At 43.4% G+C, this 13,164-nt stretch carries 10 protein-coding genes; all 10 read left to right on the forward strand.

Going from position 1 to position 13,164, the window contains the following annotated elements:
* Positions 1–327 precede the first annotated feature (327 nt).
* Positions 328–3,561: a GW dipeptide domain-containing protein gene (locus FD01_RS10960; RefSeq protein ID WP_225436265.1), complete on the forward strand. Its 3,234-nt coding sequence runs from the start codon at positions 328–330 to the stop codon at positions 3,559–3,561.
* Positions 3,562–3,733: 172 nt separating this feature from the next.
* The gene (locus FD01_RS10965; RefSeq protein ID WP_152164816.1) at positions 3,734–5,323 is read left to right on the forward strand and encodes an ArnT family glycosyltransferase; all 1,590 of its coding nucleotides are present in this window, start codon (positions 3,734–3,736) and stop codon (positions 5,321–5,323) included.
* On the forward strand, positions 5,320–6,369 hold the full coding sequence (locus tag FD01_RS10970; protein WP_082611857.1) for an acyltransferase family protein: 1,050 nt from the start codon (positions 5,320–5,322) through the stop codon (positions 6,367–6,369). The genes FD01_RS10965 and FD01_RS10970 overlap by 4 nt, the downstream gene beginning before the upstream one ends.
* A gap of 174 nt (positions 6,370–6,543) precedes the next feature.
* Complete coding sequence (locus FD01_RS10975; RefSeq protein WP_056964297.1) at positions 6,544–7,944, forward strand: sugar transferase; 1,401 nt, start codon at positions 6,544–6,546, stop codon at positions 7,942–7,944.
* 9 nt (positions 7,945–7,953) lie between these two features.
* Positions 7,954–8,772 (forward strand): glycosyltransferase, encoded by an 819-nt coding sequence (locus FD01_RS10980; RefSeq protein WP_056964299.1) that lies wholly within the window; start codon positions 7,954–7,956, stop codon positions 8,770–8,772.
* A gap of 38 nt (positions 8,773–8,810) precedes the next feature.
* Positions 8,811–9,422, forward strand: coding sequence for a YveK family protein (locus FD01_RS10985; RefSeq protein ID WP_054714900.1), 612 nt, complete (start codon positions 8,811–8,813; stop codon positions 9,420–9,422).
* 71 nt (positions 9,423–9,493) lie between these two features.
* Positions 9,494–9,877: a glycerol-3-phosphate cytidylyltransferase gene (gene tagD / locus FD01_RS10990; protein WP_054714830.1), complete on the forward strand. Its 384-nt coding sequence runs from the start codon at positions 9,494–9,496 to the stop codon at positions 9,875–9,877.
* A 24-nt stretch (positions 9,878–9,901) separates the two neighbouring features.
* Entirely contained in the window at positions 9,902–11,116 is a 1,215-nt protein-coding gene (locus FD01_RS10995; RefSeq protein WP_225436177.1) for a hypothetical protein, read from the forward strand.
* Positions 11,117–11,133: 17 nt separating this feature from the next.
* Positions 11,134–12,291 (forward strand): CDP-glycerol glycerophosphotransferase family protein, encoded by a 1,158-nt coding sequence (locus FD01_RS11000; protein ID WP_162257364.1) that lies wholly within the window; start codon positions 11,134–11,136, stop codon positions 12,289–12,291.
* Positions 12,281–13,162 carry a beta-1,6-N-acetylglucosaminyltransferase gene (locus FD01_RS11005; RefSeq protein WP_056964303.1) on the forward strand — a complete coding sequence of 294 codons (882 nt, stop codon included), beginning with the start codon at positions 12,281–12,283 and terminating at the stop codon, positions 13,160–13,162. Before FD01_RS11000 ends, FD01_RS11005 begins: the two co-directional genes overlap by 11 nt.
* The last annotated feature ends 2 nt before the right edge of the window (positions 13,163–13,164 follow it).

Here is a 13,164-nt window from a genome sequence, read left to right on the forward strand (position 1 = left end):
CGTGTGAATCATGGGATTGCGCTGCTTTTTTGAAATTCTATGAATAATCCAGGTTAACAATAACTTAAGTTTTTTTGCTGACGTCGTGGTGGGCGACGTCTGACTGAGGAGGAAGTCATGAATACTAAGAAGACATGTTTTGTCCTAGGTGCCGTTACATTATTTTCAACCGCGGTCCTGGCGCAAACTATTACGACGAACTCTGTCGCGGTAAATGCGGCAACGATTCCAGCCAGTAGTCTGAAAGTCTCTTCAAACGTCAATCGGAAAATTGCGGCGGGTCGTTATAATACCCCGGCAATCACGACTGAATTACATCAATTTGAAATGTTTGACTATTCGACCGCTAATGGACGCCCAAATGGGATTGTGTTCCATTACACGGATAATGCAACAAATTATAGCGCGCGTAGTGAGGCAAATTACAAAATTAATGGTGGATGGAAGAATGCATTCGTACATACTTTTATCGATCATAATACGATTTTAAATATACATAATACGAATTATGGTTCTTGGGGCGCTGGTCCAATGGCCAACCATCGATTTGTTCAGTTCGAGTTGGTTTCGGCTCGCAACGCGACTGAATTTGCTCAGTCAATCAACAATGCGGCTTGGTATACCGCTTATATTTGTCATATGTATAATTTGCCACTGACACTTGCGGGTCAGCACTATGGCATTGGCGGGATTTGGACTCACCATGATGTCACGAATTATTTAGGCGGGACTGATCATACAGATCCTGATGCTTATCTGAAAAAGTGGGGGTATTCGCTCCCTCAATTTCTTGATCTTGTCAAAGCCTATACCGCAACGCAACACTTCCAAGATACCATTTTGAAGCAAACTAGCGTGGATTATACTGCCTTGATCAATCAAGCTAAGCGTAACGATGGCATGTTTAGGAATGCGCCGTACAACGTCCACGGCGCTTCACTGGCAGGTTATGCCAAATCGTATAATGGGCAAGGCTTGCAAGCAGTTGCAGAAGCACAGACTCAAAGCGGAACTTGGGTAAAAGTGAAGCTACCATCAGGCGCTTATGTCTGGATGGATAAGCGTGGAATCAGTAAATATGCTCGTATCAAATCACAAAAGAATGTCAATTACCCAGTGAAAGTTCAACAGACCAAACGCAACGATATGATGTTCGTCAATTCACCATATGGCGTGTTAGGATCCAAACGGTATCAATACGCTAAGGCGGTTAACGGGCAAATGTTGACAGCAGTGAAGGAAGCGGTTGTAAGCGACGGTAACTTGACTTGGATTCAAATGAAGTTGGCCAACAATACATTGGTTTGGGTCGATAAACGGGCAGTTCATGCTTATGATACGTTATCCAATCAGCATGCTGTCGCGTACGATGCTTCATTGAGTAAGATTAGCAAGAACGATGGTTTATTTAAGTCAAAGCCATACAATGTTGTCGGATCGTCACTGTATGCTATGGCAAGCAAGTATCGCAACCAAGATGTTTCTGTGATTGCTGAAGCAACCAGTGGGTCAACGACATGGGCTCAGGTACGCTTGCACAATGGCCAAACTGTTTGGGTGAATAAGGCAACTTTACACATTTATCCACGCATCAGTCATCAAGTGAGCGCGAATTATCATGCTATTTTGAGCCACGAAGGTCGCAATGATGGCTTGTTCCAAAATGCACCATATGGCACTAAAGGCAGTAAGTTATATGCGATGGCCAAGAAGTATCATGGCCAAGATGTCACGGTGAAGAAGACTGGAACAGTTGGTAGCGAGAAGTGGGCCTATATCACCTTGAAGAATGGTGCGAATGTTTGGGTCAGTGCAAAGTGCCTGAAGAATTACCCAGCTGCAACGGCTGTGAATACTACTCAATATGCCGCCAAGTTGCTAAAAGGTGCACGAAATGATGCGCTGTTCCAAAACGGACCATATTCAACTTATGGTGCCAAGCAATATGCATCAGTTTCAAGATTTGCCAATCAACAAGTTAACGTGCTCAAGGAAGTCATGGTTAATGGTGTGCACTGGTTACAAGCAAAGCTTACCAGTGGTCAGACGATATGGGTCGATAAGAAACTGGTCAGCGCATATCCACATGTGACCATAACCAGCACGAAATCACACCAAGCCATTATTGCGACGGTTCGTGCCAACGATGGTTTGTTTGCAAATGGGCCATACAATACGGCGAATTCGAAGCTTTTTGCAATGGCCAAAAAATATCAAGGGCAACGCGTTACTGTAATTCAAACGGGGACGGTTTCTGGTGTTGAATGGGCTCAAATTCAATTCAGTAATGGCCATAAATATTGGATCGATGCTGGGTGCTTGCGCTCTGTTGCTAATCTGACGATTACGAGCAATACTCAAAAGTCCGCAAAAATTACGACTGCCAAGAACAACGATGGCTTGTTTAGCAACAATCCTTACGGCATCAATGGTAGCAAATTGTACGGGTATGCCAAGTCATACCTGAATCAACCAGTAACCATTTTGAAAGAGGGAACGACGCCATCTGCGACCTGGGCTCAAATTCGTTTGGCAAATAAAGCCATTGTTTGGATCGACAAACGTTTATTAACAGTGGATACTGGCTATCAAGTGGTGAATACAAACCAATACAAAGGCCAAGTGAACACGACCAACAGTAATGACGCGGTCTTTGCTAACGCACCTTATGGCTGTGTTGGTGCTCGCAACATCGGATCACTTCGAAATTACAACGGTCAGTTGCTTTTAGTTAAAAAAGAAGCAGTTGCCAATAAAGTTCATTGGGTTTATGTTCATTTTGCCAATGGCGTTGAAGGTTGGATCGATAAATCCAAGCTGATTCTCCAACAATCACTTTCAGATAACTCTGCGGCACTTTATCAAACGGCGTTGAAGCAAGGAAACAGTCGAGACTATTTGTTGAATCAAGTTGGTGGTACAGCGGTTGTTGCTTTAAGTGGTCTTGCTAATCAGCGGGTTTCAGTACTTGATTTTCAAACGGTCAGTGGCGTGAATTGGGCCAAGGTTTGTTTAGCCAACGGCACCGCTGGATGGTTAGATCAACGTTTACTAGCTAAGAGCGCAACGAATAATTTCGGAATGAATCTGACGGCACTTTCTGCGACTCAGCGGTCTTTTGCTTTGGCAGTTGCTCAAGCCGCCATTAAAGTTGGTAAACAATACGGGGTATACCCGTCGATCATCTTGGCCCAAGCGGCTGGGGAAACCGGTTGGGGAACGAGCAAATTAGCCACAGCAGCAAATAATTTATTTGGCATTAAAGCGGATTCGACTTGGCAAGGCGCAACCTATGTCGTCGCCTCACCAGAAGTAGAAAACGGTAAAACCGTGATGCGTAACAGCACGTTCCGTAAGTATGCGACCCTCAAAGATTCGGTGGCTGATTATGCATTGAAACTGACAGGCAGTGTGCTGTATGTCAAGGCATTGCGTGGCAACTCAAGCAATGCAATCAACGCTTGTCAAGATTTATCCGAGTGGGCGACAGATCCTCATTATGTGACCACCTTGCAAACTCGCATTAAGAATTACGCGATGAGTGCTTTGGATAATTTATAATGGTTCAAGAAGCGGTGTATCAGCACGAATTGATACATCGCTTTTTTTGATGTGGAAAACTAGCAGTTAATCATTGTGATGAATTGGGAGACGTTTGCTGTCTGAATGGGAATTTGGTAAGGTTTATGAGGCACTTTCGGTACGATTGTGATCAAATTAGGGGAGAACTAACATGCAACGATTTTCACTTGGAATACAGCGGTTCTTTGGGATTCTGGCAATTATCTGTGTGGGTTGGATGTTATATGCCTTTATGTTTACGCCGCGGTTAGGGGCATTATCCTCGTTATATCGACCGAGATATCCGCTCGAAATTCCAGGCCTTGATTGGGTGGCAATGGGTGTGGCAATTGCAATCATTGTGCTCGTTAAATGCTGGCATGTGCCGGTGAAGCTATCGGATAATTGGATTAACTGCCTCTTTGCGATTGAACTAGTGCTTTATTTTATTGCGCTGGTTTCATTCGTGCGTTGGCTTGATTACACTCATGCGGTCGATGATGCTCAAGTGGTTTTAAATTGGTTACATCACTTTAAGCAAGCTGATCCTTGGCGTGACAACTCGTGGGCAACACAGTATATGTATTCAAACCCTCAGAATTTATTTTTGATGTTGAGTTATAAGCTCGTTGAAATTGTTTTCGGGCACAATTTCTTTGCGCTAGTAGTCGTGTATTGCTTAATGCATATCGGTACGTTGGCCCTGACGATGGGGATTTTGCGTGGTCTGGGGATGAGTAGTGGGTATGCATTTATTACCATGCAACTTTATCTGGCTATGATTCAAATTACGTTACAGGCACCGTTGATCTACACGGACACGCTGGCACTGCTTTTTATCACGATTACTTGCTATGCCTTGATGCGATACCTCAATGCTCAGGGACTTCGCAGTCAAATCATCTGGCTGATTTTGATGAGCATGGCGGCGATGATTGCCTATCTGAGTAAAGGTACGAGTTTGATTGTCATCATCGCGTTGATGGTGTTTTTGTTGATGACGCAATCCAGAAAACGCATATTGTTCGCATTCATTCCGATTATCGTGTTGCTAGTAGGCAATCTCGCTTGGCGAGCAGGCGTTGATCAGGTTGGCATCTATCCTGATCAAGGGTATGGCCAACCAAATACTCACTACATCATGATGGGGATGAGCAATACCCCAATCCCAGATGACCGGCGGAATGCAAAAGGCGATTGGCAGGTTGGCATCTTTTCTGCAGCAGATCAAAGTTATTCTTGGAAATTATTCTATCAAGCACGTCTATCCAAAAAGGCGATTGAAAAAAAGCAGTTACATCGTTACCTCAAACGTGTCACTCGGATGTCGCCGAGTCAATTCATTGCCGCACTCAACAACAAAGTCTCGGTTGTTTGGGGGTCCGGCGATTTAAAAACAAGCTTTAGTCTTGCTAGAGGTATGGCGGATGCAAATCGCGGCATCAAATTATTTTCTGGAAAAAAGTGGGGACGGCCAGTGTATTTTGTCATGACAGTAACACAGTTGGTGTTATACTTAGGCATTGTCTTAGCGGTAATCAAATTCTTCAATCGACGTGATGATGTTGTGTTACTGGGCTCAATTTTTATTTCCGGCTACTTTGCTTTTATTTTGCTTTGGGAAGCTAATCCCAGATATGCTATTATCATTGTGCCGATTGGTGTGATGATGCTCGGAAAATTCTTTAGTCCGGTCAACCATCAAGTTGCGGATACAATTCACAAACAAAAATTTGACTCGAAAGGTCGTGTCAGCGCTTGAAGCAGCGAAGTACATATAATGCAGGATTTGATTTGGTCAAGGCATTATTAGCGTTAACCGTGATTTCAATCCATACTGTATTGTGGACAAAGAATCGCTATATTGGATTTATTGGCATTCCAATCACACGTCTTGCTGTGCCAATTTTTTTCCTATTTAGTGGTTATTTCTTCTTTAAGCGCGCCCGAGTCTTAGAAAAGTCGAAACAATTGAGCTTATTGAAGCACAGTGAAAAGCGTTATTTGCAGTTGTATTTTTTTTGGTTCATTGTGACGTTTCCCGTTACCTATGAAACGATGCATTATTTTGCCAATGGTATCTTATTAGGATTGAAGCGCTTGATCTTTGATGGCTTTTTATTTGGCTCCACTTTTTTTGCATCGTGGTACATCATGGGCGTGATTCTCGGCATCCCGATCGTTTATTTCGCAAGTCGGTTTCTGAACAATAAAGTGCTGTTGGTACTGGCATGGTTAGTCAATGCATTCGCGGTGATTTTAACCAACTATGGCTTGTCGCCGCTTGGCCAAAGCGCGTTAAATTGGTTACATTCATGGCCGATCTCGATTTCACCATCATTGAGTTTTATGGTGGGATTGGTTTGGATCGTGATTGGTAAGATGTTTGCCGACGGCGATTTGGACAAGTTTGTGAAGCCTCATGCGATTTATTGGGCGGGTGGTGCCATGTTGTTGTTGTATGCGGAAGAATTCATCGTGCATCGATTGCACTTTGTGTATTACAACGACTGTTACTTTATGTTACTTCCAGTATCGGTCTTACTGTTTGGTTGGTTGTTGACCACTCATATCAGCGTGCCTTACGCGCGTGAAATGCGAGCATTTAGCACGATTGCATACTGCTTTCATGGTTCGTTTGTCTTATGTGTGAAGTATCTTTTGCAATTGGCTGGTTTACAAATCACACGAATTTCTCAGTCAGTGCTGTTTTGGTTGGTGACGGTGATTGTCAGTTGGTTTTTGACCTTACTCATTTTGAAATTACAGAGAGTTCGCGGTCTTGGTTGGTTGAAGTTGAGTCATTAGGTGCCTAGCCAACGATGTTCGACTTGTAAATTGATTAAACTTATATTACGTATCCGACGGCGGTCATCCTATCTGGTATAATTCGGATGACCGCCATTGTATTATGTTATAATTAACCGATGTGTCTAAGTAGCCATAAACGGCTAACTAATTGATCTTTGAGAGGGTTGTTGTATGAAAGAGAAAGCTGCTTGGAGTGGGCTGAGACGCTTTGCGACCATGGCAGGGGACGTGTTCTTATTTAATATTAGCGTGCTCATCGCGTTTTACCTAAAATTCGGACATGTCATTCCAGACCGAAACTTTTATACCTACGAGAAGTCGGCCGTTTACATTAGCATTGTGTTCTTAGTTGTGAACTTCTTGCTAGGGGTGTACGTGTTTTATAATCGTCGAGTGAGCGACATCATTTTTACAACGGTTTTAGGTCAGATTATTACAATTGCGGCCTTGATCATGATTACGTTCATTGGCCGATTATTTGCCTTTCCACGGATGGTGCTGGTCTATTCGTTCATTGTCAGCGTCATCGTATTGTGTATCTGGCGAGTCATGGTTTTCTTCGTTTACCTGAGATTCACGAGCAATCAAAGAGTCGTTGTCTTGGCGAATGAAACGGAATTACCTGCAATCGTTCAGAATTTTAATTCGGCGAAGAATAATAAACACAAGGTCACCCATGTCATCACTGCCAACTTCGTTCAAAATGCGCATAAAGTGATCAATGACGTTGATATTTTTTATCTCACGAAGAGTTTGTCAGATGATGATCGCCGGCAAATCATTGATTTAGCTTTGAAGCATGAAAAGCAAATCATGTTAACATCCACGTTTGATAATTTATTGATGTTGAATCCAAACTTGATGAATTTTGAGGATGAATCTGTGATGGGGATTCGCGGATTTCGAATCACACCTGAAAATGCCTTTTTCAAACGGTTATTTGATATTGTCGTGGCGTTATTGATGCTTGTGGTCGCCTCACCATTCATGCTGGTGACGGCAATCTTGGTGAAGGTAACCTCACCTGGTCCCATTATTTATAAGCAAGTTCGAATTACAATGAATCAACGTGAATTTCACATTCTCAAATTTCGGACGATGACTGCCGATGCTGAGTCTAAATCCGGCCCCATGCTTGCTCAAGCACATGATTCCCGGATTACATCAGTGGGGAAGTATTTGCGTAAATTGCGTCTTGATGAATTACCACAAATTTTTAATGTCCTTCGTGGTGATATGTCGATTGTTGGGCCACGTCCAGAGCGGCCATTTTTCGTTGACCAATTTAATGCTGAAGAGCCACACTATTATTTGCGTCATAATGTTCGTGCTGGGATCACCGGTTATGCACAGGTCTATGGCAAATATGCATCTGACTATCACAGCAAGTTGAAATTCGATTTGTTGTATATCAAATGCTACAGCATTTTTCTGGACGCCAAGATTTTGCTCCAAACCATTAAGATTTTATTTGATAAAGTATCGTCGCAAGGTTTGGATGAAGATGAAGAACCAAGTTTTGATAAACTTGAGAAAATCGTCGAAGAAAACGATATCATCCATTTGCAGTAGGAGGGGCTGATGGCACAATCAATCAGTGTGTTGATGTCACTGTACATGAAAGAAGAACCCGCAAATCTCAAAGCTAGTCTAGATAGCATCTTGGCACAAACACTTCAACCACAGGAAATTGTCGTGATTCTTGATGGCCCAATCACTAGGGATTTGCAAGCGGTCCTAGATGAAGTTCAAGCACGATCGTCATTGTTGAACGTGTTGCCCCAAGCAGCGAATCAAGGATTAGGGGTGGCATTGGCTATTGGAGTGCAGGCTTGTGCCAATGAATTGATTGCACGGATGGATACTGACGATATTGCTGAGCCCACTCGGCTTCAGAAGCAGGCGGCGGCTTTTCAAAAGGATCCACAGTTGAGCATCTGTAGTAGTAATATCGTCGAATTTGCGGGAAGCGTGACTAATATTATAGGGCATCGTCGCGTGCCTGAACATAATGCTGAGATTCGGCAATTTTCAAAACAGCGGAATCCATTCAATCATATGGCAATTATGTTCAAACGCTCAGCTGTCCTTGCTGCAGGAAATTATCGTCCGTTAACTGGATTTGAAGATTACTATCTGTGGGTACGAATGCTCAAACAAGGTGATGTGGCCTATAATATTCAAGAGGATTTAGTGCATGCGCGCACTGGCGCTGATATGTATGCTCGGCGTGGTGGTGCACAGTACTTGTTACCTGGACTAAGAGGCCGTTATCGGATTTATCGCGCGGGCTTGGGGAACTTATTAGATTTTCTCAAAGTGGCACTGATTCATATTGTAATCAGTCTGTTGCCTAATAAACTGCGTGGCATGATTTATGCCAAAAAACTTCACGCATAAGTGGATACCGCATGGCGGAGAATAGGGGAACTGAATTCATGAAAGAATCAAAATTTAATTTTGGTGTGGCCTTTCGGGTCATTGTAAAACATATTTGGATTGTCATTGTGTTAGCAGTCATTGGTGCTGGCGCAACTTTCGTATTGCGGCCCAAAGGCGCTGTTTCACATTCTGCGACCGCCCAAGTGATGGTGTCCGCTCAAAAGCGATACGATGTTAGCAATGGGACGTTGCAAGATCTCGTCAAGACTTATGACGTTCTTGGCAAAGCGGTTAAAACATATAATCGAGATATCAAAACTAAAGCCGATAAAGCAAGCTATGCGGAACTTTCCGATAGCCTTCAAGTGACAGTGAATGGCAATTCGCAAGTCATTACAATCGAGGCAGATGAAGGCTCGACTAAAGATGTGAAAAAGTTAGTCAATTTAATTGCCAAACAAACCATTCGAGTGGCTGATAAACAGCTACCGACTTGGAAGAGCTCAGTGGTGACTCCTGCGCGTTTGACGGGTAAAACCACTGGTGGTTTGAGCGGCAAAAAGGCCCTTGTGATTGGTGGTGCCGTTGGCTTGGTTGTAGGGATTGAAGGCGCGCTGTTGATTGATTATGTCCAAAATCGAGGCAACAAAAAGCGGACTAAGAAGTAACAACTAAAGATCGGCTGAACATCATTTGTGGGTTCGGCCGATTTGCATAAACGTTTGATTTGGAGGCAATTATGACACGAGTAATCACATATGGTACGTTTGATCTGTTGCATTGGGGACATGTGCGTTTGTTGGAGCGAGCTGCAGCATTGGGTGATGAGCTGATTGTTGGCTTATCCACTGATGAGTTTAACGCAATCAAACACAAAGAGGCTTATCATAGTTATGCCCACCGCAAATATATTTTAGAAGCGATTCGTTATGTGGATAAAGTAATTCCAGAAAATGATTGGGAACAGAAAATTTCTGATGTGAAGAAATACAACATTGATATCTTTGTGATGGGTGATGATTGGAAGGGTCAGTTTGATTTCTTGAAGGATTACTGCCAGGTTATTTATTTACCGCGGACCGAGGGCATTTCAACGACTCAAATCAAGCGTGATTTGAAGTAAACGTATCAGGTTAGGGGAATATCCATGCTACTTTTGTTAATGTTGCTGATCTGCATCTCACCGTTGATCGTGATCATTCCAGCGGCGCACTGGCTGATTATTAGCAAGCGCCCAGTCCTTTCGACGCTACCAATGGCGCTGATTATGGGTCTGCTGGGCTTTTTCTACGTTCCGTCAATCTACACGGATTTAACCCGCTATTTCAGTCAGCTCAACTGGATTCGTAACTTTAATAGTTTCAGCGAGTACTTTTCACATCTTGGTTCTAGTGACAAGATGTTGCTTGGCCAAGATGCCATGTTTTACTCAGTATCACGTCAGCCAATCAATGGGGTATTACCATTTTTGGTTGTGATTATTGTGGCATGGATCGGGTTATATCTCATTAAAGATTTGGCAGTCAAACGTCAATTCACTTGGCAATTTACTAGTTTTTTGTTGATTGCTTTTGTGATGTTGATGCCTTGGGGAACGGTGATCACCAATATTCGCTATATCACCGGGGTCGCGATCTTCATGTTAGCCGCGTATTCAGACCTTTATCGCGGTGAAAAAGGATTGAAGGTATGGTTACTGTACCTGCTTGCCTGCACCATGCACTTAACGGTGGTGGCATTACTGGCGGCACGTTTCTTGTTGGTCTTGCTCAAACGAGTCGATACCGCTCAGGAAAAACGCTATCGTAATATCGCGATTCTGGTCATTATCATCGTCCTTGCGATTTTTTCGCAAACTAGTTCATTTATGGCCTTGGTGCATAAGGGAATTTTCTATTTGCAAGGTGGTGCCGATGGATCGGATGTACAAAAATGGTTTGCACAAGCGGATGCAAGTACTGGTCGCAAACTAGGTAAGCTGATCGAACGCGTCTTTATTCTCAGTCAATGTCTCTTCATGGCGCCAGCCATTAAAGCAACGTATACCCGTGAGAAGCAACATGAAAATCAAATGTTGATGTTTTCCGGATTGATGCTCTTAGCGACGCTGTTCTTGACCTTTACACCAGGTACGACCTGGGTTCGATTTGCTTTGGTTGCCGATTTCTGTATGGTATTTGTCATCATCGGTGAAGAGGATTACCTAGATAATCGATTATTGGTCATGGTCAATCAAACTGCATGGATGGGTATGCTTCTTTGGTCAGTGGTTTGGCAAGTTTATCAGTACGTGGGCTCTGAAGTGATGACTCGTAGTGATTACTTTAATATTTTTTATCCAATTAGGTGGTTTTTACAATGAGTGCATTGGTTTCACAGTTGAAGTCTTTGGTTTTAAAGACGTTAGATACTATTTATCCTAGCGATTGGTTTCGAATTGATGCCAATAAAGTCGTTGTGACCTCGTTTCGAGGAAAACCATATTCGGGCAATCCGGGACGGATTGCAACCGCATTACATTCGATTGAACCAGATCTTGATATCGTGTGGTTGGCGTTAGATCCTAGTGAGCCAGTACCGGAAGGTGTGCGAGTGGTCAAATATAATTCGCTGGCATCTTATCGGGAACTGGCAACGGCAAAAGTCTGGATTGATGACTTCCGAAAAAAATATTTTCCTCGAAAAAAAGTGGATCAAATTTATTACCAAGTTTGGCATGGTGTCTTACCGCTTAAAAAAATCGAACTGGATGCTGCCGCTAAATTAGACCGGATGTATTTGGCTGAAGCTAAGCGTGATGGTGAAAATACGGATTACATGTTGGCAGGCAATGACTTTACTGCTCAGGTCTACGAAAATGCTTTTTGGTTCAAGGGCCAAGTTCTACGTTTCGGGACCCCAAGCTTGGATAACATTATTGGGGCAAAACAAGCCGATATCGCTCACGAAACTAAACGAAAGTTAGGCCTAGCCGATACAGAAAAAGTCTTTTTTTATTGTCCGACGTTTCGTAATCATTTTGATGTGGCAGATTTTGACTTGCACGCTGAAGCATTGCGTAAGCAGTTGCACAAACGATTAGGCGGTACCTGGACGATATTGATTCGGTTACATCCTAACGCACGCGAGCACGAAGCTGAAGTGTTGAAAACTAATCCAGGGGCAGTAGGCGTGACCAATTTCCCTGATTTATCAGCTTTGATTATGACTGCTGATTTGGTTGTGACTGATTTTTCATCGGTGATGTTTGATAGTTTGTATGCGGATCGCCCCACATTTATCTTAGCTCAGGATTACGACGACTATGTGAATGGCGAACGTGGCGTTTACGATATTATTCATAAATTGCCATTTACCGTGACGAAGACGCCAGAAGCCTTGATTTCATCAATCAATCAATTTTCTCCAGATGAATATACACATAAACGTCAAGCTTTCTTAAATTTGATTGGGGACCATGAATCCGGAGAAAGCGCAGTATTGCTGGCTAAACATGTCGTAGCAAAAATGAAAGGGGAGACTGTTGATGATGCGTAAGCAAGCCTTCCTTTTTTTAGTTCGGCAAATCGACGCTGCAACACTCGATGTGATGAAGATGCTCGATGATCCTCAGCATGACTTTTATGTGCATGTGGATGCCAAGTCGGGTCCCGTTGCGTTGCCAACCATCGCCAAGGCCTTGAAATATTCACACGTTGTATTGGTGCCGCGTGTTGCCGTTGGATGGGCAGCGTATTCGATGGTCGCTGCCGAAATGCAGCTGTTACGTGAGGCTACAAGTGCGAAGACTTTGTATGCTTATTATCATCTGCTATCTGAAAGTGATTTTCCATTGGTATCGAATCAGAAATTCCAAGCCTTTTTTACAGATAAGGATCTAGAATTTGTTGAGATCGAACGAAATAATGATGTTAATACTCGCAATCGATTGCGGTATTATTATCCACTTCAAGAGCGACTAGGGAAACGGCATGGCTTTTACTGGTTGATGCAAAAAGGCCTGCTGGTCGTCGAACACCTTCTGAGAGTCAATCGGTTGAAACACGTTCAGGAACTTCCGATCATTGCTAAAGGTTCACAATGGTTTTCAATTACTGATGATTTTGCAAAGTACGTTGTCTCAAACTCGGCGCTAGTCACACGAGTTTGTCGTGTCAGTCGAGCACCAGACGAGGTGTTTCTCCAGACGCTTTTGCTGAATTCAAAGTTTGCCTCAAAACTTGCACCTCAGACCAGCGGCAATCTGCGATACATTCGTTGGGGCCAAGGCAATTCTCCAAAGTCGCTTGGGCCAAAAGATTTTCAGGCCCTGCAGCAGTCAGGAAAGTTATTTGCTCGTAAGATCAGTGGCCTGTCAGATGGGCTGGCCTTACGACAATTAGTGCGGGACGAAATTAATAAGGAGTAACT

This window comes from Lacticaseibacillus manihotivorans DSM 13343 = JCM 12514 (genome assembly GCF_001435035.1).
GTDB lineage: Bacteria > Bacillota > Bacilli > Lactobacillales > Lactobacillaceae > Lacticaseibacillus > Lacticaseibacillus manihotivorans.

Bases quoted from the DNA above. Each gene is read 5' to 3' on its own strand.
- FD01_RS10975 (WP_056964297.1), top strand. From the start codon at position 6,544: ATGAAAGAGAAAGCTGCTTGGAGTGGGCTGAGACGCTTTGCGACCATG.
- FD01_RS10985 (WP_054714900.1), top strand. From the start codon at position 8,811: ATGAAAGAATCAAAATTTAATTTTGGTGTGGCCTTTCGGGTCATTGTA.
- FD01_RS10995 (WP_225436177.1), top strand. From the start codon at position 9,902: ATGCTACTTTTGTTAATGTTGCTGATCTGCATCTCACCGTTGATCGTG.
- tagD (WP_054714830.1), top strand. From the start codon at position 9,494: ATGACACGAGTAATCACATATGGTACGTTTGATCTGTTGCATTGGGGA.
- FD01_RS11005 (WP_056964303.1), top strand. From the start codon at position 12,281: ATGATGCGTAAGCAAGCCTTCCTTTTTTTAGTTCGGCAAATCGACGCT.
- FD01_RS10960 (WP_225436265.1), top strand. From the start codon at position 328: ATGTTTGACTATTCGACCGCTAATGGACGCCCAAATGGGATTGTGTTC.
- FD01_RS10965 (WP_152164816.1), top strand. From the start codon at position 3,734: ATGCAACGATTTTCACTTGGAATACAGCGGTTCTTTGGGATTCTGGCA.
- FD01_RS10980 (WP_056964299.1), top strand. From the start codon at position 7,954: ATGGCACAATCAATCAGTGTGTTGATGTCACTGTACATGAAAGAAGAA.